Annotated in this window: 15 protein-coding genes and 2 pseudogenes; 13 read left to right on the top strand and 4 right to left on the bottom strand. The window is 68.7% G+C overall.

The window, feature by feature from the left end:
- Window positions 1-158 precede the first annotated feature (158 nt).
- The 4 genes and pseudogenes from ASD35_RS28620 to ASD35_RS19855 all read right to left on the bottom strand — a co-directional run bounded on the left by ASD35_RS28620 (window position 159) and on the right by ASD35_RS19855 (window position 9,953).
- The gene (locus tag ASD35_RS28620) at window positions 159-3,776 is read right to left on the bottom strand and encodes a beta strand repeat-containing protein (protein WP_369819239.1); all 3,618 of its coding nucleotides are present in this window, start codon (window positions 3,774-3,776) and stop codon (window positions 159-161) included.
- 17 nt (window positions 3,777-3,793) lie between these two features.
- A pseudogene (locus tag ASD35_RS28615) lies at window positions 3,794-7,877 on the bottom strand (beta strand repeat-containing protein); the annotation flags it as partial.
- A 1-nt stretch (window position 7,878) separates the two neighbouring features.
- A pseudogene (locus ASD35_RS19860) lies at window positions 7,879-9,009 on the bottom strand (hypothetical protein); the annotation flags it as partial.
- 284 nt (window positions 9,010-9,293) lie between these two features.
- Window positions 9,294-9,953, bottom strand: coding sequence for a GntR family transcriptional regulator (locus tag ASD35_RS19855; RefSeq protein ID WP_056876678.1), 660 nt, complete (start codon window positions 9,951-9,953; stop codon window positions 9,294-9,296).
- Window positions 9,954-10,037: 84 nt separating this feature from the next.
- Here ASD35_RS19855 and scpA point away from each other — a divergent pair, with 84 nt between their 5' ends.
- From scpA to leuD, 13 genes are all read left to right on the top strand, one after another.
- Window positions 10,038-12,221: a methylmalonyl-CoA mutase gene (scpA, locus tag ASD35_RS28185; protein ID WP_056876677.1), complete on the top strand. Its 2,184-nt coding sequence runs from the start codon at window positions 10,038-10,040 to the stop codon at window positions 12,219-12,221.
- Window positions 12,218-13,186, top strand: a complete 969-nt coding sequence (gene meaB / locus ASD35_RS19845; RefSeq protein ID WP_056876676.1) for a methylmalonyl Co-A mutase-associated GTPase MeaB — start codon at window positions 12,218-12,220, stop codon at window positions 13,184-13,186. The genes scpA and meaB overlap by 4 nt, the downstream gene beginning before the upstream one ends.
- Window positions 13,183-13,578: a VOC family protein gene (locus ASD35_RS19840; protein ID WP_056876675.1), complete on the top strand. Its 396-nt coding sequence runs from the start codon at window positions 13,183-13,185 to the stop codon at window positions 13,576-13,578. The genes meaB and ASD35_RS19840 overlap by 4 nt, the downstream gene beginning before the upstream one ends.
- Window positions 13,579-13,582: 4 nt before the next feature.
- Window positions 13,583-15,115: an acyl-CoA carboxylase subunit beta gene (locus ASD35_RS19835; RefSeq protein WP_056876674.1), complete on the top strand. Its 1,533-nt coding sequence runs from the start codon at window positions 13,583-13,585 to the stop codon at window positions 15,113-15,115.
- A complete protein-coding gene (locus tag ASD35_RS19830) occupies window positions 15,112-15,402 on the top strand; it encodes a helix-hairpin-helix domain-containing protein (RefSeq protein WP_056876673.1) in 291 nt (96 codons plus the stop codon). Before ASD35_RS19835 ends, ASD35_RS19830 begins: the two co-directional genes overlap by 4 nt.
- A gap of 11 nt (window positions 15,403-15,413) precedes the next feature.
- Entirely contained in the window at window positions 15,414-17,459 is a 2,046-nt protein-coding gene (locus ASD35_RS19825) for an acetyl/propionyl/methylcrotonyl-CoA carboxylase subunit alpha (protein WP_056876672.1), read from the top strand.
- Window positions 17,452-18,651: an NAD(P)/FAD-dependent oxidoreductase gene (locus ASD35_RS19820; RefSeq protein ID WP_056876671.1), complete on the top strand. Its 1,200-nt coding sequence runs from the start codon at window positions 17,452-17,454 to the stop codon at window positions 18,649-18,651. Before ASD35_RS19825 ends, ASD35_RS19820 begins: the two co-directional genes overlap by 8 nt.
- An 8-nt stretch (window positions 18,652-18,659) precedes the next feature.
- A complete protein-coding gene (locus tag ASD35_RS19815; RefSeq protein WP_056876670.1) occupies window positions 18,660-19,139 on the top strand; it encodes a VOC family protein in 480 nt (159 codons plus the stop codon).
- 158 nt (window positions 19,140-19,297) lie between these two features.
- On the top strand, window positions 19,298-19,960 hold the full coding sequence (locus ASD35_RS19810) for a bifunctional 2-polyprenyl-6-hydroxyphenol methylase/3-demethylubiquinol 3-O-methyltransferase UbiG (protein WP_056876669.1): 663 nt from the start codon (window positions 19,298-19,300) through the stop codon (window positions 19,958-19,960).
- Between the two features lie 300 nt (window positions 19,961-20,260).
- On the top strand, window positions 20,261-21,598 hold the full coding sequence (locus tag ASD35_RS19805; RefSeq protein ID WP_056876668.1) for a hypothetical protein: 1,338 nt from the start codon (window positions 20,261-20,263) through the stop codon (window positions 21,596-21,598).
- A gap of 94 nt (window positions 21,599-21,692) precedes the next feature.
- Window positions 21,693-22,586: a LysR family transcriptional regulator gene (locus tag ASD35_RS19800; RefSeq protein ID WP_056877444.1), complete on the top strand. Its 894-nt coding sequence runs from the start codon at window positions 21,693-21,695 to the stop codon at window positions 22,584-22,586.
- Window positions 22,583-23,995, top strand: coding sequence for a 3-isopropylmalate dehydratase large subunit (gene leuC / locus ASD35_RS19795; protein ID WP_056876667.1), 1,413 nt, complete (start codon window positions 22,583-22,585; stop codon window positions 23,993-23,995). Before ASD35_RS19800 ends, leuC begins: the two co-directional genes overlap by 4 nt.
- Window position 23,996: 1 nt before the next feature.
- Entirely contained in the window at window positions 23,997-24,644 is a 648-nt protein-coding gene (gene leuD, locus ASD35_RS19790; protein WP_056876666.1) for a 3-isopropylmalate dehydratase small subunit, read from the top strand.
- Window positions 24,645-24,646: the final 2 nt, after the last annotated feature.

Genomic DNA, 24,646 nt, shown 5'->3' with positions numbered 1-24,646 from the left:
GGCGGCTGGCGGCTGGCGGCTCGTGGTCGGTGGCGGAGTGAGGGTTGTGAAAGGCTGCATGCCAGCGCGGCGGAGAGCCCCCAAAGAGAACAGCCAGTCGCCCCTAGCGAGGCGGCTGGCTGTCCGTTGGGCGGCCCTTGCGGGCCGGGTGTGCACCGTCAGATCAGGGGCATCTGGCGGTTGTTCTCCTCCTCGTCGAGGGACTTCAGGCGCAGCTGCAGCAACTCGGGCGTTCCGGCCGCCGGGGCTGCCGGCACTGGGGCACCCGCGGCTGACCCGCCGAGCAGCGCCGCCTCCGGCTGGGCGAGCAGGTCGCCGAGCTTGACGTCGGCGGCCGGGCTGCCGTCCTTGTTCTTCGCGAACCAGACGTCGCCGAGCTGGTGGACCGCGCCATCCGCAGTCGTGTAGCTCGACAGCAGGCCGACCACGTTGCCGTTGTTGACCTCGCTCGTCTGGCTGGCGTTGAGGTTCATCTCGATGATGCCCAGGTCGACCAGCGACTTCAGCTCGCCCGCATCGGTCTTGCCGTCGTGGTTGGCGTCCACCCACACGCGCAGCTGGTTGAACTGCTCGTCTGCCGTGGTGAGCTTGTGGTCGTGGTTGCCGTCCAGGCTGGCCAGGGCGGCGAAGCCGTCCGCGGCGCGCTTGCCGTCATTCATCACGAAGCCCGCGCCGAACAGCTCGCTGCCGTTGTTGATGCTGCCGTCCGCGTTGCGGTCCAGGGCCAGCAGGCCGTCGCCGCCACCCACCCAGCCCCACTGCTGCGCGTTGCCGGTGCCGTTCAGGTCGAACACCACGCCGTCGGAGGCATGCAGGGTCTCGATGCCGTTGCCGTTCAGGTCCAGCACCAGCGGCGTGGAGTACATCCGGGCGTCGGCCTGGGCGTTGCTGAGCGCCTGCACCTGCTCGGAGGTCATGGCCAGGGTCTGGCTCATGTCCATCGCGGCCAGGTCCTGGGTTTCGAAGCCCTGGATCTGCTGTGTCGTGAAGGCCTGGATCTGCTCCGTCGTCAGGCCGGCGATGGCGCTGGTCGAGAAGGCGATCATGTCCTGCGTGTCGATGGCCTGGATCTGCGCCGTGGAGAACGCCGCCAGCTGCGTCGACGTCAGGGCCGCGAAGTGTTGGGTGTCCAGCGCCTGCACGCTTTCCGTTGCCAGCGCGTTCAGCTGGGCGGTGCTCAGCGCATGCAGTTGCACGGTGGTCAACACATGGATGTCGGCGGTTTCCATCGTCGACATCTGGCTGGTCGTCAGCGCGGCGATCTGGCCGGTGGACAGCGCGCGGATCTGCAGGCTGTCGAGGGCGTTCAGGTCATCGCTGACGAGGCCACCGATCTGCTGCGTGGTCAGCGAGATCACCTGCTGGGTGCTCAGCGCGCCGATCTGGTCGGAATCCAGCGCCTCGATCTGCGCCGTGCTCAAGGCACGCAGGGACGAGGTGTTCAGCGCACGCAGGTCCTCCGTTTCGATGGCCTGGATCTGCTCGGTCGTCAGGCCCTGCACCTGGCGCGAGCTCAGTGCGGCGAACTGGCTGGTTTCCAGCACGTCGATGTTCGCGGTGGACAGGGCGCCCAGCTGCGAGGAGCCCAGCACGGTGATCTGCGCGGTGCTCAGCGCGGCGACATCGGCGCTGTCCATCGTGGAGACCTGTGCAGTGGACAGGGCGTTGATCTGCGCGGTGTTGAGCGCGCGGATCTGGGCCGTCTCCAGCGCGTTCAGGTCTTCGCTGGCCAGGCCGGCGACCTGTTGGGTCGTCAGCGATGCCACCTGGCCCGTGCTCAGCCCGGCGATCTGGGCGGAGCCCAGCGCGTCGACCTGCGCCGTGGTCAGGGCGCGCAGCGCCGAGGTGTTCATCGCACGCAGGTCCTGCGTCTCCAGCGCGGCGACCTGGTCGGTCGTCAGGCCGGCGATCTGGCGGGAGTTCAGCGCAGCGACCTGGTTGGTTTCCAGCGCGGCGATGTTGGCGGTGGCCAGCGCACCCAGCTGCGACGAACCCAGCGCGCCGATCTGGCTGGTGCTCAGCGCGGCGACATCGGCACTTTCCATCGTCGAGACCTGGGCCGTCGACAGGGCGGCGATCTGCGCGCTGTTCAGCGCACGGAACTGGGCCGTGTCGAGGGCATTCAGGTCATCGCTGGCGAGGCCGGCGACCTGGCTGGTCGTCAGCGATGCCACCTGGCCGGTGCTCAGCGCGCCGATCTGGGCCGAGCCCAGGGCATCCAGCTGCGCGGTGCTGAGCGAGCGCAGGGCAGAGGTGTTCATCGCACGCAGGTCTTGCGTGTCCAGCGCGGCGACCTGGTCGGTCGTCAGCCCGGCGACCTGGCGCGAGTTCAGCGCGGCGACCTGGTTGGTTTCCAGCGCGGCGATGTTGGCCGTGGCCAGCGCGCCGAGCTGCGAGGAACCGAGCGCGTTGATCTGAACGGTGCTCAGGGCTGCGACGTCGGCGCTCTCCAGCGTGGAGACCTGGGCCGTCGACAGCGCGGCGATCTGCGCGGTGTTCAGCGCACGGAACTGGGCGCTGTCCAGCGCGTTCAGGTCATCGCTGACGAGACCGGCAACCTGGCCGGTGGTCAGCGAGGCGACCTGTTGCGTGCTCAGTGCGCCGATCTGGGCGGAGCCCAGGGCTTCCAGCTGCGCGGTGCTCAGGGAGCGCAGCGCGGCGGTGTTCATGGCACGCAGGTCTTGCGTATCCAGCGCGGCGACCTGATCGGTGCCCAGCGCCGTGACCTGGCGCGAGCTCAGGGCGGCGACCTGGTTGGTCTCCAGCGCGGCGATGTTGGCGGTGCTCAGTGCGCCGAGCTGGGTGGAGCTCAGCGAGGCGATCTGCGCGGTGCTCAGCGCGGCGACGTCGGCGCTGTCCATCGTGGAGACCTGGCTCGTGGTCAGGGCGTTGATCTGCGCGGTGGTCAGGGCGCGGATCTGCGCGCTGTCCAGTGCGTTCAGGTCGTCGCTGACCAGGCTGGCCACCTGGGCGGTCAGCAAGGTTGCGACCTGCGCCGTGCCGAGCGCACCGATCTGGGCGGAACCCAGAGCCTCGAGCTGAGCGGTGCTCAGGGCGCGCACAGCGGCGGTGTTGAGCGCACGCACATCCTGTGTCTCGATGGCGCCGATCTGGTCGGTGCTCAGGCCCGCGACCTGGCGCGAGTTCAGCGTCGCGACCTGGTTGGTTTCCAGCGCGGCGATGTTGGCCGTGCTCAGGGCACCGAGCTGCGAGGAGCTCAGCGCGCCGATCTGGCTGGTGGCCAGCGCGGCGACGGCGGCGCTTTCCATCGTGGAGACCTGGGCGGTCGTCAGCGCAGCGATCTGGGCACTGCCCAGGGCGCGGATCTGTGCCGAGCCCAGCGCATTCAGGTCTTCACTGGCCAGGCCGACGATCTGCGGCTGGGTGGTCAGCGAGGCGACCTGCTGCGTGCTCAGCGCGCCGATCTGGGCCGAACCCAGGGCTTCGATCTGGGCCGTGGTCAAGGCGCGCAGGGCGGCCGTGCCCAGTGCACGCAGGTCCTGCGTCTCGATCGCGGCAATCTGATCGGTCGTGAGGCCGGCCACCTGGCGCGAGCTCAGTGCGGCGACCTGGTTGGTTTCCAGCGCGGCGATGTTGGCCGTGGCCAGCGCGCCAAGCTGCGACGAACCGAGGGCGCCGATCTGGCCGGTGCTCAAGGCGGCGACGTCGGCGCTGTCCATCGTCGAGACCTGCGCGGTGGTCAGCGCGCCGATCTGCGCGGTGTTCAGCGCGCGGACCTGGCTGCTGTCCAGCGCATTGAGGTCATCACTGACCAGGCCAGCGACTTGGGCCNGGTCAGCGAGGCCACCTGCTGCGTGCTCAGCGCGCCGATCTGGGCCGAGCCCAGGGCTTCCAGCTGCGCGGTGCTCAGCGAGCGCAGCGCGGCGGTGTTCATCGCCCGCAGGTCTTGCGTTTCGAGTGCGGCGATCTGGTCTGTGCCCAGCGCCGTGACCTGGCGCGAGCTCAGTGCGGCGACCTGGTTGGTTTCAAGGGCGGCGATGTTGGCTGTGGCCAGGGCTGCCAGCTGTGACGAACCGAGGGCGTTGATCTGGGCGGTGCTCAGCGCGGCAACGTCGGCGCTGTCCATGGTGGAGACCTGCGCGGTGGTCAGCGCGCCGATCTGCGCGGTGTTCAACGCACGGATCTGGGCGCTGTCCAGCGCGTTCAGGTCTTCGCTGGCCAGGCCGACGATCTGCGGCTGGGTGGTCAGCGAGGCGACCTGTTGCGTGCTCAGCGCGCCGATCTGGGCGGAGCCCAGGGCTTCGATCTGGGCGGTGGTCAAGGCGCGCAGGGCGGCCGTGCCCATCGCGCGCAGGTCCTGCGTCTCGATCGCGGCAATCTGGTCGGTCGTGAGGCCGGCCACCTGGCGCGAGCTCAGCGCGGCGACCTGGTTGGTCTCCAGCGCGGCGATGTTGGCCGTGGCCAGCGCGCCGAGCTGCGAGGAACCGAGGGCGCCGATCTGGCCGGTGCTCAGCGCGGCGACGTCGGCGCTGTCCATCGTCGAGACCTGGGCGGTCGTCAGCGCGGCGATCTGGGCGCTGTTCAGCGCACGGAACTGGGCCGTGTCGAGGGCGTTCAGGTCTTCGCTGGCCAGGCCGGCGACTTGAGCCGTGGTCAGCGAGGCCACCTGCTGCGTGCTCAGTGCGCCGATCTGGGCGGAGCCCAGGGCTTCCAGCTGCGCAGTGCTCAGCGCGCGCAGGGCGGCGGTGTTCATCGCCCGCAGGTCTTGCGTCTCCAGGGCGGAGACCTGGTCGGTGCCCAGCGCCGTGACCTGACGCGAGCTCAGGGCGGCGACCTGGTTGGTTTCAAGGGCCGCAATGTTGGCGGTGGCCAAAGCGCCCAGTTGCGACGAACCCAGCGCGTTGATCTGGCCGGTGCTCAGGGCGGCAACGTCGGCGCTCTCCATCGTGGAGACCTGGCCGGTCGTCAGTGCGCCGATTTGCGCCGTGTTCAGGGCGCGGACCTGGGCGCTGTCCAGCGCGTTCAGGTCTTCGCTGACGAGGCCGGCCACCTGGCCGGTGGTCAGCGAGGCGACCTGTTGCGTGCTCAGCGCGCCGACCTGGGCGGAGCCCAAGGCTTCAAGCTGTGCGGTGCTCAGGGCGCGCAGGGCGGCCGTGTTCATGGCACGCAGGTCTTGCGTGTCGAAGGCGCCGACTTGGTCGGTACCCAGCGCCGTGACCTGGCGCGAGCTCAGGGCGGCGACCTGGTTGGTTTCAAGGGCGCCGATGTTGGCGGTGCTCAGCGCGCCCAGCTGCGAGGAGCCCAGCGATGCGACCTGCGCGGTGCTCAGCGCTGCGACGTCAGCGCTCTCCATCGTGGAGACCTGGCCGGTCGTCAGTGCGCTGATCTGGGCGGTGTTCAGCGCGCGGATCTGGGCGCTGTCCAGCGCGTTCAGGTCTTCGCTGACCAGGCCGGCGACTTGTTGTGTCGTCAGCGAGGCGACCTGGCCGGTGCTCAGCGCGCCGACCTGGGCCGAGCCCAGCGACTCGAGCTGAGCGGTGCTCAGCGCGCGCAGGGCGGACGTGTTCATCGCACGCAGGTCCTGCGTCTCGAGGGCGCCGACCTGGTCGGTGCTCAGGCCTGCGACCTGGCGCGAGTTCAGCGAGGCGACCTGGCTGGTTTCCAGCGCGGCGACGTTGGCGGTGCTCAGGGCACCCAGCTGCGTGGAGCTGAGCGCGCCCATCTGTGCGGTGCTCAGCGCGGCCACGCCGGCGCTTTCCATCGTCGAGATCTGTGCGCTGGTCAGGGCGGCGACCTGGGCCGTGTTCAAGGCGCGGATCTGGGCCGAGCCCAGCGCGTTCAAGTCTTCACTGGCCAGGCCGACGATCTGCGGCTGGGTGGTCAGCGAGGCGACCTGCTGGGTGCTCAGCGCGCCGATCTGGGCGGAGCCCAGGGCTTCGATCTGGGCCGTGGTCAGCGCACGCAGGGCGGCAGTGCCCATTGCACGCAGGTCCTGCGTTTCGATCGCGGCGACCTGGTCGGTCGTGAGACCCGTGACCTGGCGGGAACTCAGCGCGGCCACCTGGGCGGTTTCCAGCGCGGCGATGTTGGCCGTGGCCAGCGCGCCGATCTGGTTGGAGGCGAGGGCGCCCACCTGGCCGGTGCTCAGTGCGGCGACGTCGGCGCTCTCCATCGTGGAGACCTGGCCGGTCGTCAGTGCGCCGATCTGGGCGGTGTTGAGGGCGCGGAATTGGGCGGTGTCCAGCGCGTTCAAGTCGTCGCTGACGAGGCCGGCCACCTGGCCGGTGGTCAGCGCGGCGACCTGGCTGGTGCTCAGTGCGCCGATCTGGGCCGAACCCAGGGCTTCCAGCTGCGCGGTGCTCAGCGCGCGCAGCGCGGCGGTGTTCATCGCACGCAGGTCTTGCGTGTCGAGGGCGCCGACCTGGTCGGTACCCAGCGCCGTGACCTGGCGCGAGCTCAGTGCGGCGACCTGGTTGGTTTCAAGGGCGCCGATGTTGGCCGTGGCCAGCGCGCCCAGCTGGGACGAGCCCAGCGAGGCGATCTGGGCGGTGCTCAGCGCGGCGACGTCGGCGCTGTCCATCGTGGACACCTGGCCGGTCGTCAGCGCGCCGATCTGGGCGGTGTTCAGGGCGCGTACCTGGGCGCTGTCCAGCGCGTTCAGGTCTTCACTGCTGAGGCCGGCCACCTGGCCGGTGGTCAGCGAGGCGACTTGGCTGGTGCTCAGCGCGCCGATCTGGGCCGAGCCCAGTGCGTCCAGCTGTGCAGTGCTCAGGGCGCGCAGCGCAGCGGTGTTCATGGCACGCAGGTCTTGCGTGTCGAAGGCGCCGACCTGGTCGGTACCCAGCGCCGTGACCTGGCGCGAGCTCAGCGCGGCGACCTGGTTGGTTTCCAGCGCGGCGATGTTGGCGGTGGCCAAAGCGCCCAGCTGGGATGAACCCAGCGCATTGATCTGGCCGGTGCTCAGCGCGGCAACGTCGGCGCTGTCCATCGTGGAGACCTGGCCGGTCGTCAGCGCGGCGATCTGGGCGGTGTTCAGCGCACGGACCTGGGCGCTGTCCAGCGCGTTCAGGTCGTCGCTGCTGAGGCCGGCCACCTGGCCGGTGGTCAGCGAGGCCACCTGCTGCGTGCTCAGCGCGCCGATCTGGGCCGAGCCGAGCGCGTCGATCTGGGCAGTGCCCAGGGCGCGCAGGGCGGCGGTGTTCATGGCCCGCAGGTCTTGCGTGTCGAGGGCGCCGATCTGGTCGGTGCCCAGTGCCGTGACCTGGCGCGAGCTCAGTGCGGCAACCTGGTTGGTCTCCAGCGCGCCGATGTTGGCCGTGGCCAAAGCGCCCAGCTGCGACGAACCGAGGGCGCCGATCTGGCCGGTGCTCAGTGCGGCGACATCCGCGCTGTCCATCGTGGAGACCTGGCCGGTCGTCAACGCGGCGATCTGGGCGGTGTTCAGCGCGCGGACCTGGGCGCTGTCCAGCGCGTTCAGGTCGTCGCTGCTGAGGCCGGCCACTTGGCCGGTGGTCAGCGAGGCCACCTGCTGCGTGCTCAGCGCGCCGATCTGGGCGGAGCCCAGGGCTTCCAGCTGCGCGGTGCTCAGCGCGCGCAGGGCGGCGGTGTTCATCGCGCGCAGGTCTTGCGTGTCGAAGGCGCCGACCTGGTCGGTGCCGAGCGCCGTGACCTGGCGGGAGTTCAACGCGGCGACCTGGTTGGTCTCCAGCGCGGCGATGTTGGCCGTGGCCAGTGCGCCCAGCTGTGCCGAGCCGATGGCGCCGATCTGGCCGGTGCTCAGGGCGGCAACGTCCGCGCTCTCCATCGTGGAGACCTGGCTGGTCGACAGCGCGCCGATCTGGGCGGTGTTCAGTGCGCGGACCTGGGCGCTGTCCAGCGCGTTCAGGTCTTCACTGGTGAGGCCGGCGACTTGGCCGNGGTCAGCGAGGCCACCTGCTGCGTGCTCAGCGCGCCGATCTGGGCCGAGCCCAGGGCTTCCAGTTGCGCGGTGCTCAGCGCGCGCAGGGCGGCGGTGTTCATGGCACGCAGGTCTTGCGTGTCGAGGGCGGCGACCTGGTCGGTGCCCAGCGCCGTGACCTGGCGCGAGCTCAGCGCGGCGACCTGGTTGGTCTCCAGCGCGCCGATGTTGGCCGTGGCCAGAGCGCCCAGCTGCGACGAGCTGAGAGCCGCCACCTGGGCGGTGCTCAGCGCGGCGACGTCGGCGCTGTCCATCGTGGAGACCTGTGCGGTGGTCAGCGCGCCGATCTGGGCGCTGTTCAGCGCACGGACCTGGGCGTTGTCCAGCGCGTTCAGGTCTTCGCTGACCAGGCCGGCGACTTGTTGTGTCGTCAGCGAGGCGACCTGGCTGGTGCTCAGCGCACCGATCTGCGCGGAGCCCAGGGCTTCGAGCTGCGCAGTGCTCAGCGCGCGCAGGGCGGCGGTATGCATCGCGCGCAGGTCTTGCGTCTCCAGAGCGCCGATCTGGTCGGTGCTCAGGCCGGCGACCTGGCGGGAATTCAGCGCGGCGACCTGGTTGGTTTCGAGCGCGGCGATGTTGGCGGTGGCCAGAGCGCCCACTTGCGAGGAACCGAGCGCAGCGATCTGCGCGGTGCTCAGCGCGGCGACGTCGGCGCTGTCCATCGTCGAGACTTGCGCGGTCGTCAGCGTGGCGATCTGGGCCGTGCCGAGCGCGCGGATCTGCGCCGTGTCCAGCGCGTTCAGGTCGTCGCTGGTCAGGCTGTTGACCTGCACGGTCGTCAGCGAGCCGACCTGGTTGGTGCTCATGGCGCCAATCTGCGCCGAGCCCAGCGCTTCGAGCTGCGCTGTGTTCAGCGTGCGCACGGCGCTGGTGGTCAGCGCGCGCAAGTCCTGGCTTTCGATCACACCCATCTGCGCGGTCGTGAAGTTCGTCACGGCGCGCGTGGACAACGACGCGAATTGCGATGTCGTCAGGGCCTGGAACTGGTCCGTGGAGAAGGCGAGCCAATCCTCACTCGTCAGTCGCGACAAGTTGCTTGTCGAGAGAGCCGCGATCTGTGCGGTGGTGAGATTGGTAATCAGTGAAGCCATCGTCTGCTCCTGGAGCGGAATCGTTTAAGTGCGCGTGCTGGAGTGGCGCTGCGCCTGCCAGCACGCCCGCATAACGAGGTCGTCATGCGGGCATGGAACAGGTGCTTGGAGCCTTCCCTCAGCCTTCAGTCGATTTTCGGACGCGGGTTTCAAAACTTGAGGGGATGTAACTCGCGCAGACTCGACAGTTCGTGCCGGAATGCTAGAAAAATGGCCGCGCGACGATCAGTGCATAAGCAAGGTCATTCCCCCTGACCTCGCAGCCCATTGGCTGAAGCGTGACTTCAGACCAGGGGCGACTCCGGCGGCGCCGCAGCGGCAAGGCCGTTCTGGAAGTGCCCGCGCAATTGAGCGGATGCCAATTCCGGTTGCCGTTGCAGCAGCGCCTGCATGAGTGCGCGGTGTTCGCGAAGCGACTCTTCCAACCGGCCCTGCTTGAACAGCGAGTGATGGCGGTTGAGCTTCATGACGCGACGCAGGTCGGTCACGATCTGCAGCCGCCAGCGGTTGCCATCGATCTCCAGCAGCCGCATGTGAAATCGTTCATTCGCGGCGAAGAACGCGTCGCGCTCGCCCACCTGCGATTCCAGCGCGTCGTGCAACTGCTGCAGTTCCTGCAACTCGTTTTCGGTCGCATGCGCCGCAACTTGAGCGGCCGCGTCGCTTTCAAGCAGGGCAAGCAGCTGATAGGCCTCGCGCACGTCGCGCTCGGACATTTCGGTGACGTAGGCGCCGCGCCGCACCTTCATCGTCACCAGGCCCTCGGCGGCCAGCACCTTCAGCGCCTCGCGCAACGGCGTGCGGCTGATGCCGAACTCGGCGCACAGCTTCTGCTCGTCGATCCAGCTGCCTGGCTCCAAGGCGCGGGCAAAGATCTGCTGGCGCAGACGCTCGGCCACCTCTTGATAGAGGGCGCGCGGCGCAAGCGAGGGCGGGGCAGTCATGCGAGGCGAGTGTAGAGGCAATCTGAATTCATAATTATGAATAACGGCTCGGCTAAGATGCCGCGCAGTCACAGGAGAGATTCGATGTCGGACGCCAGCCGCGCGGGGGACGCCCCCGAGTTCAAGACTGCCACGCTGGAGCAGTGGGCTGCAGCGGCCGCCAAGTCGGCGCCGGGCGGCGACATCGCTGCCTTGAACTGGGTCACGCCCGAGGGCCTGACCGTCAAGCCGCTGTACACGGCCGCTGATGTCACCGGTCTGCCGTATACCGACACGCTGCCCGGCTTCGAGCCCTTCCTGCGCGGCCCGCAGGCGACGATGTACGCCGCCCGCCCCTGGACCATCCGCCAGTACGCCGGCTTCTCCACCGCCGAGGAAAGCAACGCCTTCTATAGAAAGGCGCTCGCTGCCGGTGGGCAGGGCGTGTCGGTCGCTTTCGACCTGGCCACCCACCGCGGCTACGACAGCGACCACCCGCGCGTGACGGGCGACGTCGGCAAGGCGGGCGTGGCCATCGACTCGGTGGAGGACATGAAGATCCTGTTCGACGGCATCCCGCTGGACAAGGTGTCGGTGAGCATGACGATGAACGGCGCCGTGCTGCCGGTGCTGGCCGGCTACGTCGTGGCGGCGGAAGAGCAGGGCGTGGGCCAGCAGCAGCTGGCCGGGACCATCCAGAACGACATCCTCAAGGAGTTCATGGTCCGCAACACCTACATCTACCCGCCCGAGCCGTCGATGCGCATCGTCGGCGACATCATCGAGTACACGGCGCGGGAGATGCCAAAGTTCAACTCCATCAGCATCTCCGGCTATCACATGCAGGAGGCAGGCGCCAACCAGGCGCTGGAGCTGGCCTTCACGCTGGCCGACGGCCAGGAGTACGTGAAGACGGCCATGGCCAAGGGGCTGAGCGTCGACGACTTCGCGCCGCGGCTGAGCTTCTTCTGGGCCATCGGGATGAACTTCTATCTCGAGATCGCCAAGATGCGCGCGGCGCGGCTGCTGTGGTGCCGCATCATGAAGGGCTTCGGCGCCAAGTCGCCCAAGAGCCTGATGCTGCGCACCCACTGCCAGACCTCGGGATGGAGCCTGACCGCACAAGACCCGTACAACAACGTCGTGCGCACCACCATCGAAGCCATGGCCGCCGTCTTCGGCGGCACGCAGAGCCTGCACACCAACTCGCTGGACGAAGCCATCGCGCTGCCCACCGAGTTCAGTGCCCGCATCGCGCGCAACACGCAGCTCATCATCCAGGAAGAGACCCACATCACCAGCGTCGTCGACCCCTGGGCCGGCAGCTACATGATGGAGAAGCTGACGCAGGACATGGCCGACAAGGCCTGGGCCATCATCGAAGAGGTGAACGCCCAGGGCGGCATGATCAAGGCGGTGGACTCGGGCTGGGCCAAGCTCAAGATCGAGGCCAGCGCGGCCGAGAAGCAGGCGCGCATCGACTCGGGCCAGGACGTCATCGTCGGCGTCAACAAGTACAAGCTGGCCAAGGAAGATCCCATCGACATCCTCGACGTGGACAACGTCAAGGTGCGCGAGGGCCAGATCGAGCGCCTGAAACGCATCAAGGCTACGCGCGACACGGCTGCCGTGCAGGCGGCGCTGACCTTGCTGACGCAGGCCGCCGAGACGGGCGAGGGCAACCTGCTCGACCTGGCCATCCGGGCCATGCGCCTGCGTGCGACGGTGGGCGAGGTGAGCGACGCGCTGGAAGCCGTCTTCGGCCGCCACCGCGCCGACACGCACAAGGTCAGCGGCGTCTATGCCGCGGCCTACGACTCGGCCGAAGGCTGGGCCAGGCTGCAAGGCGAGATTGCCGCCTTCGGTGACGAGCAGGGCCGCCGCCCGCGCGTGATGATCGCCAAGCTGGGCCAGGATGGCCACGACCGCGGCGCCAAGGTCGTCGCCACGGCCTTTGCCGACCTCGGCTTCGACGTCGACATCGGCCCGCTGTTCCAGACCCCCGAGGAATGCGCCCGCCAGGCCATCGAGAACGACGTGCACGCGGTGGGCATCTCCACGCTGGCGGCCGGCCACAAGACGCTGGTGCCGGCCATCATCGAGGAGCTGAAAAGGCAGGGCGCCGACGACATCATCGTGTTCGTCGGCGGTGTCATACCGGCGCAGGACTACGACATGCTGTACGCGGTGGGCGTGAAGGGCATCTACGGCCCGGGCACGCCCATCCCGGCGAGCGCCAAGGGCGTGCTGGAGGCGATCAAGGCGCAAGTGTCTGGAGTGGCTGCTTGAGCCTGGCCGCGCCATTGCAGGCCGGCGACCGCCGCGCGCTGGCCAAGGCCATCACGCTGATCGAGTCCACCCGGGCCGACCACCGCGAGCAGGCCGACGGGTTGCTGACCGCGTTGATGCCGGCCACCGGCGGCGCGCTGCGGCTGGGCATCTCGGGCGTGCCGGGCGTGGGCAAGAGCACCTTCATCGAAGCCTTCGGCCTGTTCCTGCTGGCGCACGGCCATCGCGTGGCGGTGCTGACGGTGGACCCCTCCAGCACGCTGTCCGGCGGCGCCATCCTGGGCGACAAGACGCGCATGGAGAAGCTGTCCATGGACCAGCGCGCCTTCATCCGTCCCAGCCCCAGCAGCGGCACGCTGGGCGGCGTGGCCGAGAAGACGCGCGAGGCCATGCTGCTGTGCGAGGCGGCGGGCTACGACGTCGTCATCGTCGAGACCGTCGGCGTGGGCCAGAGCGAAACGGCCGTGGCCGGCATGACCGACCTCTACCTGCTGCTGCAGCTGCCCAATGCGGGCGACGACCTGCAGGCGATCAAGAAGGGCGTCATGGAGCTGGCCGACCTCGTCGTCATCAACAAGGCCGACCTCGACGACCAGGCGGCCACGCGCGCGCAGGCGCTGATCACCTCCGCGCTGCGGCTGCTGCCCGTGCACGCGCATGCCCGGCAGCGCGTGCTCAAGGTCAGCGCATTGAAGTCCGACGGCATCGCGCCGGTGTGGGACGCGCTGGCTGCGCTGCGCAGCGAACGTGAGGCCAGCGGCGCCTGGGCGGCCCGGCGCCGCGAACAGTCCCTGGCCTGGATGTGGGAGCGCATCCAGGCCGGCCTGCGCCAGGCCTTCGTCGCCCACCCCGCCGTCCATGCCCGGCTCGATGCCGCGACCACCGCGGTGCGCGAGGGCCGCACCCCCGCATCCACCGCCGCGCGCCAACTGCTCGCGGCCTTTCAATCCAGGAGCGCCGAATGATCACGGGCCTGAATCACATCAACCTGCGCGCGCCGGCCGAGCTGCTGGCCACGCTGCGCGACTTCTACCGCGACGTGCTGGGCCTGACGGTCGGCCCGCGGCCCGCCTTCGACAGCGACGGTTACTGGCTCTACGCTGGTGGCCACCCCATCGTGCACCTGTCCACGCAGCGCGCCCACGAGCCGGTGCGCGGCCCGGTCGATCCGGCGAGACCGACGACGTACGACCACACCGCCTTCTTTGGCAGCGACTACAAGGCGATGGCCGCCCACCTTGCCACCCAGGGCGTGACCTTCCACGAGGTGCGCTCGGACATCACGCGCCAGCACCAGTTCTTCCTCCAAGACCCCGCCGGCAACGGCGTGGAAATCAACTTCCCGTTTGAGGCCTGAGCCCATGCACGACATCCTGCAAGCACTCGAAGCCAAGCGCGCCAGGGCGCGGCTGGGCGGCGGCGAAAAGCGCATTGCCGCCCAGCACGCCAAGGGCAAGCTGACCGCGCGCGAACGGCTGGAGCTGCTGTTCGACGAGGGCAGCTTCGAGGAATGGGACATGTTCGTCGAGCACCGCTGCGTGGACTTCGGCATGCAGGACAACAAGATCCCCGGCGACGGCGTCGTCACGGGCTACGGCATGATCAACGGCCGGCTGGCGTTCGCGTTCAGCCAGGACTTCACCGTCTTCGGTGGCGCGCTCTCCGAGGCCCATGCCGAGAAGATCTGCAAGGTGATGGACCAGGCCATGAAGGTCGGCGCCCCGGTCATCGGCCTGAACGACTCGGGCGGCGCGCGCATCCAGGAGGGTGTGGCCAGCCTGGGCGGCTATGCCGACGTGTTCCAGCGCAACGTGATGGCCTCCGGCGTGATCCCGCAGATCAGCCTGATCATGGGTCCCTGTGCCGGCGGCGCGGTGTACTCGCCGGCCATGACGGACTTCATCTTCATGGTGCGCGACAGCAGCTACATGTTCGTCACCGGCCCCGAGGTCGTGAAGACCGTGACGCACGAGGAGGTGACGGCCGAGGAACTGGGCGGCGCCACGACACACAACTGCAAGAGCGGCGTGGCCGACCTGTCGTTCGAGAACGATGTGGAGGCGCTGCTGATGCTGCGCCGCTTCTTCAACTACCTGCCGCTGTCCAACCGCGAGAAGGCGCCGTGCCGCCCGAGTGGCGACCCGGCCGCGCGTGTGGACTACTCGCTGGACACGCTAGTCCCCGAGAACGCGAACAAGCCCTACGACATCAAGGAGCTGATCCTCAAGGTCGTGGACGACGGCGACTTCTTCGAGCTGCAGCCCGACTATGCAAAGAACATCGTCACGGGCTTCGCGCGCATGGAGGGCCAGACGGTCGGCATCGTCGCCAACCAGCCGCTGGTGCTGGCCGGCTGCCTGGACATCAAGAGCAGCATCAAGGCCGCGCGCTTCGTGCGCTTCTGCGATGCATTCAGCATCCCGGTCCTCACCTTCGTCGACGTACCCGGCTTCATGCCCGGCACCTCGCAGGAGTACGGCGGCATCATCAAGCACGGCGCCAAGCTGCTCTACGCGTACGCCGAGGCCACGGTGCCCAAGATCACCGTCATCACCCGCAAGGCTTACGGCGGCGCCTACGACGTGATGGCCTCCAAGCACCTGCGCGGCGATGTCAATTTCGCCTGGCCCAACGCCGAGATCGCGGTGATGGGCGCCAAGGGCGCGGTGGAGATCATCTTCCGCGAGGACAAGGGCGATCCGGCCAAGCTTGCAGCGAAGGAGGCCGAGTACAAGGCCCGCTTCGCCAACCCCTTCATCGCCGGCAGCCGCGGCTTCATCGACGACGTCATCCAGCCGCACGAGACGAGGAAGCGCATCTGCCGCAGCCTGTCGATGCTGAAGGACAAGAAGCTGGAGAACCCGTGGCGCAAGCACGGGAACATCCCGCTGTGAGCAAGGCCAGCTGCGCGGCGGAGGCCAGGCGCCTCACCGACATCCCCAACATCGGCAAAGCCATGGCGGCCGACCTGGTGGGACTGGGCATCACCACGCCCGCGGACGTGAAGCGCATGGATCCGATGAAGGCCTACGACCGCCTGCGCGACGCCATGGGCCAGCGCCACGATCCCTGCGTGCTCGACACCTTCATGGCCGCGCACGACTTCATGAACGGCGGGCCAGGCCAGCCGTGGTGGCATTTCACCGAGCAGCGCAAAAAGCTGCTGGGTTCCAAGACATAACGAGGCACTGCATGTTCACCAAGATCCTGATCGCCAACCGGGGTGAAATCGCGTGCCGGGTCATCGCCACGGCGAAGAAGATGGGCATCGCCACGGTCGCCGTCTATTCCGAAGCCGACAAGGATGCCCGCCACGTCGATCTGGCCGACGAGGCCGTGCTGCTGGGCCCGGCGCCGTCGCGCGAGAGCTACCTGGTGGCCGACAAGATCATTGCCGCGGCCAAAAGCACCGGCGCGCAAGCCATCCATCCCGGCTACGGCTTCCTCAGCGAGAACGAGGCCTTCGCGCGCCGCGTGGAGGAAGAGGGCCTGGTCTTCATCGGACCCAAGCACGGCAGCATCGCGGCGATGGGCGACAAGATCGCGTCCAAGAAGCTGGCCACTGCCGCGGGCGTCAACACCATCCCCGGCCACAACGAGCCCATCCTCTCGGCCGACGAGGCCGTCGGCATCGCCGCGCGCATCGGCTACCCGGTGATGATCAAGGCCAGCGCCGGTGGCGGCGGCAAGGGCCTGCGGGTGGCCTTCAACGACAAGGAAGCCTTCGAGGGCTTCACGTCCTGCCGCAACGAGGCACGCAACAGCTTCGGCGACGACCGCGTCTTCATCGAGAAGTTCGTCGAGGAGCCGCGCCACATCGAGATCCAGGTGCTCGGCGACGCGCAAGGCCATGTCGTCTACCTGTGGGAGCGCGAGTGCTCCATCCAGCGCCGCCACCAGAAGGTCATCGAGGAGGCGCCGTCGCCCTTCATCAGCGAGGCCACGCGCCGCGCGATGGGCGAGCAGGCCGTGGCGCTGGCCAAGGCGGTCAACTACCAGAGCGCCGGCACGGTGGAGTTCGTCGTCGGCAAGGACCAGGGGTTCTATTTCCTGGAGATGAACACGCGGCTGCAGGTGGAGCACCCGGTCACCGAATGCATCACGGGGCTGGACCTGGTCGAGCAGATGATCCGCGTCGCCGCGGGCGAGCCGCTGGCCTTCACGCAGGCCGACATCAGGCGGGACGGCTGGGCCATCGAGTGCCGCATCAACGCCGAAGACCCGTTCCGCAACTTCCTGCCCTCCACCGGGCGCTTGGTGCGTTATCAGCCACCCGAGGCGACGATGCAGCAGGCGGAGGCCAGCCGCTTCGGCGTGCGTGTCGACACCGGCGTCTACGAAGGCGGCGAGATCCCGATGTTCTACGACTCGATGATCGCCAAGCTCATCGTGCACGGGAAGGACCGCGTTGATGCCATCGCCAAGATGCGCGAGGCGCTGAACGGCTTCGTCATCCGCGGCGTCTCCAGCAACATCCCCTTCCAGGCGGCGCTGCTGGCGCACCCCGACTTCGCCACCGGCAACTTCAACACCGGCTTCATCGCCCAGCATTACGCCGCGGGTTTCAAGTCCGACGACGTGCCGCATGCCGACCCGCTGTTCCTGGTCGCGCTGGCCGGCTTCATCCGCCGCAAGGCGCGCGAGCGCGAGGCCGGCATCAGCGGCCAGCTGCGCGGCCACGAGGTACAGATCGAGCACGACTACGTCGCAGTGGTGAACCTGGGCGGCGGGCAGGCCGAACGTCATGCACTGCACATCAGCGAGTTCGCCGGCGCGCTGGGCGAGGCGCGCGTGCAGGTCGGCGGCAAGGACTACCGCATCGTCTCCAACTCGCGGCTGAACGACGTGCGCATCACCGGCACTGTCAACGGTCTGGCCTTCACGGCCCAGGCCGAGCGCGGCACGGCCAGGAACCCGCTGGCCTACCGCATCCAGCACGGCGGCCGCTCCGTCGAGCTGACCGTGCTGAGCCCGCGCGCCGCCGAGCTGCAGGCGCTGATGCCGTATAAGGCGCCGCCCGACACCTCCAAGCTGCTGCTGTCGCCGATGCCGGGCTTGCTGGTGCACCTGGCCGCCCAGGCCGGCCAGACCGTGCAGGCCGGCGAACGGCTGGCCGTCATCGAGGCGATGAAGATGGAGAACATCCTCAGCGCACAGCAGGACGTGGTGGTGGCCGAGGTGCTGGCCAAGCCGGGCGAAAGCCTGTCGGTGGACCAGCCGATTCTTCGCTTTGCCTGAGGCCGGCGTCGCCATCGTCGGTGCGGGCGTCGCGGGCGCGGCGGCGGCCATCCGGCTGGCCGAGCGCGGCGTGCCGGTCGATTTGTACGAGGCGGTGCCCGAGCCGAGGCCGATCGGTGCCGGCCTGCTGCTGCAGCCGACGGGGCAGCGCGTGCTCGCGGCGATGGGCCTGCTCGACGAAGCGCTGGCCCTGGGCACGCGCGTGGACCGGCTGTTCGGCGACACGCCGTCCGGGCGGGCCGTCCTCGACATGAGCTACCGGCGGTTCCATCCCGAGGCCTATGGCCTGGGCATCCAGCGCGGCGCGTTGATGGGCATGCTGTGGCGCCGCCTGCGCGAGCTGGGCGTGCGCTGGCATTGCGGCGCGGCGGCGCAGGGCTTCGAGCAGGACGCCGATGGCGTCACGCTGCGGCTGGCGCACCGCGAGCCCGCCCGCCATGCGGCACTCATCCTCGCCAACGGCAGCTTCTCCAGGCTGCGCGAAGGCATGAGGGTCGCGCAGCATGGGCGGCCCTTTCCTTGGGGTGCGGTGTGGACCGTGCTGCCGGCGCCGCCCGGCTTTCCGCAGATCGAGCTGCGCCAGCGCTTCCGCTCGGCCTCGCAGATGATCGGCCTGATGCCCGTCGGCAAGGCGCACGCGGAGGACGCCGAGCGCGGCATCAACCTGTTCTGGAGCCTGCCGCTGGCCGAACTCGACGGCTGGCAGGAACGTACCGGGCTCGATCGGCTGAAGCAGCAGATGGCGACCTTGTTCCCCGAGGTCTCGCCGCTGCTGACGGGCTTGCGCGACAGCACGCAGCTGCGTGAGGCGCGCTATGCCGACGTCTGGATGTCGCGCTGGCATGACGGCCGTGTGCTGGCCATCGGCGACTGCGCGCACGGCATGAGCCCGCAGCTGGGGCAGGGCGCCAACATGGCGCTGATCGACGCGCATGAACTGGCCTGCGAGGCGGCGGGCGACTGGCCGGGCGTCTTCGAGCGCTACAGCCGGCGCCGTCGCGCGCACCTGCGCTTCTACGGCCAAGCCAGCAAGAGGCTGACGCCGATGTTCCAGTCACACGCCGTCGTCGCGCCCTGGCTGCGCGACCGCTTCTTCGGCTGGGGCGGGCGCCTGCCCTACATCCATCAACAATCCATCGCCACCCTGGCCGGCGTGAAGACCGGCTGGCTGTGGGGGCGGCTCAAACTGTGACGACGACCATGAGCGAAACCCGACCCTTCCGCGTCCTGGGCCTGCAGCAGATCGCCATCGGCGGCCTGGACAAGGCAAGGCTGCGCCACCTGTGGGTGGACCTGCTCGGCGTGCCGGTGACCGGCAACTTCGTCAGCGAACGCGAGAACGTCGACGAGGACATCTGCACGCTGGGGCAAGGCGCCCATGCGGTGGAGGTGGACCTGATGCAGCCGCTGGACCCCAACCGGAAGCCTGCCGTCCACGCCACGCCGCTCAACCACATCGGGCTGTGGGTGGACGATCTGCCCGCGGCGGTGCGGTGGCTGGAGCAGCAAGGGCTGCGCTTCGCACCGGGCGGCATCCGCCGTGGCGCGGCCGGCCATGACATCTGCTTCGTTCACCCCAAGGGCAACGACCAGTTCCCGTTCGGCGGCGAGGGCGTGCTCATCGAGCTCGTCCAGGCACCGCCTGCAGTGATCGATGCGTTAGGGTTTTCAGCCGGCTGAGCGCCGTTCGCTCCCTTCGTCACCGTAGTGCCGGGGATTGGCGAATTACTCGCCGCAGTGCAAGATGGAGCCGTGACCTGGTCACCTGCTTGCATGGTAGGCCGGTTGCTTGCACCGCCACCCGGCGGGTCGTTGGCAGGGTTCATGGGAGGAGAGCGATGGCGACGCGTACCTACTACGAGCAGTCACGCGCGGAGGTGCGCCCGTTCGTGCCGGCCGGTTGCCTTCGCGTGCTGGAGATTGGTTGCTCCGAAGGCCGGTTCATGGCCGGGCTCAAGGCCGAGCGCGCGGGCATCTATGCGGTCGGCGTCGAGCCGTTTGCGGACGCAGCGAGCAAGGCCGCCAGCGTGTTCGACCGGCTCGTCCAGGCGCCCGTCGAGGCGGCGCTGGACCTCCTCGGCGACGAGGCGCCGTTTGATTGCGTCGTCGCCAATGACGTGCTCGAGCATCTGGTCGACCCGTGGAACGTGCTGCAGCGCATCTGCCGCCACCTGGCGCCCGACGGTTGCGTGGTGGCGTCGCTGCCCAACATCCGCCATTGGCCGACGCTGAACGCCTTGTTTCTGGGCGGCCGCTGGGACTACGCGGAATGCGGCGTCCTCGACCGCACCCATCTGCGCTTCTTCACACGCAGCAGCCTACCGGAGTTGTTCGACCGGGCCGGCCTGGCGCTGACGACCTGCGCCGGCATCAATGCCGCAGAGCTGCCGTGGAAGATCGCCCTGCTGAACCGGGTGCTCTCGGGTCGGTTCGACGACACCCGGTACCAGCAGTTCGTGTGCGTGGCGCACCGCGCACAACCCAGGCCGACCGTGCAGTGAGGCGCTCCGTGGGCATGCGCGGTCGCTGAACTGCTCACGCGCCAGGTGTGCGGCCAACTTCGCGGCCTGACCCCCACCCGCCGGCTTGCCCGCTGGCGAAGCGCTGCTTGTGGAATCGCCGCTTCTGCGAAGCGGCACCCCTGCGTAATCTGCGTGCAGCAAAACTTGCGCGTGCTGCGCTGGGCCCACCGGCCCGTGGCACACCGGGAGGCGGGGCGGCCACAAGCGACCTCGTGGATTCGGTCGCAAGGCTTTGCCTGATGCGCGCCAGAATGCCGGCTTCCCCAGCCGCTGCCGTCGATGCGCCTGCTTCCTGCCCTCTCCGCCCTGTTCGCCCTGCTGCTGCCCACGTTCGCGCAGGCCTGGGGCAACCACACCCCCATGTGCTACCGCGCTTTCGAGCGCATGCCTGAGGTCGCGGGTGCCGCAGCCGTGAAGGCCGAGCCGCTGGACGATTTCCTGCGCGATCAGGAGGCCGCCATCGCGCGCGAACTGGATGCGCAGGAGACCTCGGCTCGCGAGCAGCTGAAAGGCCATGCGCCGCGCCCTGACGCGCTGCGCTTTGTCGCAGGCACCAAGCGCAGCGATGCCGACCGCCGTGCCGCCTTCCTGCGTGCGCTGCGCCTGTCGCCGCACACCAGGCTCGCGCTCTACGTGCAGGTCGACCCGCGTGAACCGGAGGTGCCCGGGCAGGCCATCGACATGAATCAGGTCAGCGCCGTCACGCCCAGCAAGGGGGCAACCCAGCGCTTCGTCGCCTTGCAGCCCGGCGAGGCGGTCGCGCCGCTGGCCGTGCTGGCCTCGGCCTGCGACGAGCCCGACTACGGGCACGACCTGAACCTGTTCGACGACAACCCCGGCAGCCCGTCGAACCCGCCATACGGCTTCGGCAAGCAGCCCTTCGGCAACCCGGCCGTCGCCATCGGCTCGCAGGCGCCCTTCCACATGGGCTTCTTCCACCAGGGCGCCATCTTCAACACGCTGGCGCCCAGCTTCGCGCGCACCTTCACTGAACTGCGCGTGCGGCAGTACGGTGGTCTCGCCGTGCTGGCCTGGCAGACCGGCCATGCCTACTGGGGCTGGCGCTTTGCCGGCCTGGCGCTGCACCATGTCGAGGACCTGACCCAGCCCTATCACGCCAGCGCGGCGCCCGGCGCGACGCTGGGCCACATGATGTGGGTCAACCTCAAGGCGCAGCTCGGCGCGCCGGCGGACCGGCAAGGCCTGGTCGTGCTGCAGAGCAACCGGCATTTCGTGCTGGAGCGCTTCCAGACGAACTGGATCATCGAGAACGCCCGCCAGCGCCGTGACGGGCCGCTGGAGGCCGCGCTGCGCGATACCGGCCAGGATGGGCGCTATCCGGCGTGGGGCTCCGACTATGTGCGCGAGGTCGTGGCTGCCGAGGCGTTCGCGGCGGGGCCTGCGACGGACGCGGCGGTCGTCGTCGGCGCGCCCGCGAAATTTGTCACTGACCCCAATTTCGATTTCGCCGCCAACGAGGCCACGCTCGGGCCGGAGCTCGCGCGTGGCATGCAGGGGCAGCGCGACGCGCTGCAGGCGCGCCTGGCCGAACTGCTCGGCCACTTCGGCGCCCACAGCCGCAACACCTTGCGAGGGCTGCTGAAACAGGCGGGATAGTGGGCCGTTGAAATTCGTCTTCGACGAAGACGAAGTCGCTTTTTGGCGCAGAATCGCGTTCTTCACGAAGGCTATGCTGGAGCGAGAGACAAACATGCGCCACGACCTCACCACCCTCAATCTTGTGCTGGCCATCGAGCAGACCCGCTCGATCACCCGCGGTGCCGCCCAAGAGCACCTGGCGCTGGCGGCAGCCAGCAAGCGCCTCTCGGACCTGGAAAGCCGCCTCGGCGTGCAGCTCTTCGAGCGGCGCGCGCGGGGTGTCGAACCGACCGAGGCGGGGCGGGCATTGGTGCGTCACATCCGTTCGCTGCACGCCTCGCTCTATGCACTCGAAACCGAGGTCATGGAGTTCTCGCGCGGCATCAAGGGCCACCTGCGCATCGCGTCCAACACCAGCGCGATCGCCGAATGCCTGCCGCCTTACCTGGTCGAGTTCTCGCAGGCGCACGGCCAGATCCGCATCAGCCTGGAAGACCTGACCAGCGGCGAAGTGCAAGCCGCCGTGGCCGAGGGCAGGGCGGACGTGGGCATCTTCACGGCACCGGTGCTGGACAACCGCGTGCAGACCTGGGTCTTCGCGCGCGGTCGCCTCGCTGCGCTTGTGCCGCTCAAGCATCCGCTGGCAGCCCGCGAGGCCGTCAGCTTCGACGACCTGCTGGGCTACGACCTCATCGGCCTGCATGCCGGCGCCAGCGCCCAGGAACTGATGCGCGAACAGGCCGCCGCGCGCGGCCAGACGCTCAACGCGCGCCTGCAGGTGCGCGGCTTCGACGGCATCGCCCAGCTCGTCGAGTCGGGGCTGGGCGTGGCCGTCCTTCCTGAACAACCTGCCGAGCGCTTCACCCGCGTCTTCGGCGTGCGCGCGCTGCGACTTGAAGAGTCGTGGGCCGAGCGCGACTATTACCTGGGTGTGCTGCGTCAACAGCGCTTGCCCACCGTGGTGCAACGCTTCGTGGACACCCTGATTCCTCGAGAGAAGCAATGACCTCCCGTACCCTTTACGACAAGCTCTGGGACGAGCACGTCGTGCACACCGAACCGGATGGCACGGCCCTGCTCTACATCGACCGCCATCTCGTGCACGAGGTGACCAGCCCGCAGGCCTTCGAAGGTCTGGACCTGGCCGGCCGCAAGGTCTGGCGCCTCAGCGCCAACCTGGCCGTCAGCGACCACAACGTGCCGACGACCGACCGCTCGCAAGGCATCGCCGACCCGGTCTCCAAGCTGCAGGTCGACACGCTGGACGCCAACTGCGACCGCGTCGGCATCACGCAGTTCAAGATGAACGACAAGCGCCAGGGCATCGTGCACGTCATCGGCCCCGAGCAGGGCGCGACGCTGCCCGGCATGACCGTCGTCTGCGGCGACAGCCACACGTCCACGCACGGCGCGTTCGGCGCGCTGGCACACGGCATCGGCACCAGCGAGGTCGAGCATGTGCTAGCCACGCAGACGCTGTCGGCCAAGAAGGCCAAGAACCTGCTCGTCAAGGTCGAGGGCAAGCTGCCCGCCGGCTGTGGCGCCAAGGACATCGTGCTGGCCATCATCGGCAGGATCGGCACCGCGGGCGGCAACGGCTACACCATCGAGTTCGCGGGCGCGGCCATCCGCTCACTCTCGATGGAAGGTCGCATGACGGTCTGCAACATGGCCATCGAAGCCGGCGCCCGCGCGGGCCTGATCGGCGTGGACGACACGACGATCAACTACGTCAAGGGCCGCCCCTTCTCGCCCACCGGTGTGGAGTGGGACCAGGCCGTCGCCTACTGGCGCACGCTGCACTCCGACCCCGGCGCCCACTTCGACAAGGTCGTCGAGATCGACGCCGCGCAGATCCGCCCGCAAGTGACCTGGGGCACCTCGCCCGAGATGGTGCTGTCCATCGAGGACCGCGTGCCGGACCCGGACAAGGAGAAGGACGCCGTCAAGCGCGGCGCCATCGAGCGCGCGCTGACCTACATGGCGCTGGAGCCCAACAAGGCCATCAGCGACATCCATGTCGACAAGGTCTTCATCGGCTCCTGCACCAACAGCCGCATCGAAGACATGCGCGAGGCTGCGGCCGTCGTGAAGCGCGTGGGCGGCCGGCTGGCCAAGAACATCAAACTGGCCCTTGTCGTGCCGGGCTCCGGCCTCGTCAAGGCGCAGGCCGAGGCCGAAGGCCTGGATCAGGTCTTCAAGGCTGCGGGCTTCGAGTGGCGCGAGCCGGGCTGCTCGATGTGCCTGGCGATGAACGCGGACCGGCTGGAGCCGGGCGAGCGCTGCGCCTCCACCAGCAACCGCAACTTCGAAGGCCGCCAGGGCGCCGGTGGGCGCACCCACCTGGTCAGCCCGGCGATGGCGGCTGCGGCCGCGATGACCGGCCATTTCGTTGACGTGAGGACGCTGGCCTGACATGGACAAGTTCACCATCCACAAAGGGCTGGTCGCGCCCATGGACCGCGACAACGTCGACACCGACGCGATCATCCCCAAGCAGTTCCTGAAGTCGATCAAGCGCAGTGGCTTCGGCCCCAACCTGTTCGACGAATGGCGCTACCTGGACCACGGCGAGCCCGGCCAGGACCCGGCCAGCCGCAAGCCCAACCCCGACTTCGTGCTGAACCAGCCGCGCTACGCCGGTGCCAGCGTGCTGATCGCTCGCCAGAACTTCGGCTGCGGCTCCAGCCGTGAGCACGCGCCCTGGGCGCTGCAGCAGTACGGCTTTCGCGCCATCCTGGCGCCGAGCTTCGCCGACATCTTCTTCAACAACTGCTTCAAGAACGGCCTGCTGCCCATCGTCTTGCCGGAGAGCGCCATTGCACGCCTGTTCGACGAGGTCTACGCCTTCCCGGGCTACCAGCTCACGGTCGACCTGCCGCGCCAGGTCATCGTGAAGCCCGATGGCGCCGAACTACCCTTCGACATCGAGCCCTTCCGCAAGGAATGCCTGATCGGCGGCCTCGACGAGATCGGCCTGACGCTGCAGCACACCGACAAGATCCGCGCCTACGAGGCCGCCCGCATTGCTGCGAAGCCCTGGCTCAACAACCGAGTGATTTAGAC

Source organism: Pelomonas sp. Root1444 (genome assembly GCF_001426885.1).
GTDB lineage: Bacteria > Pseudomonadota > Gammaproteobacteria > Burkholderiales > Burkholderiaceae_C > Pelomonas.
The sequence above is the reverse complement of the archived record's forward strand: the minus strand, read 5'-3'. Positions and strand labels throughout refer to the sequence as shown.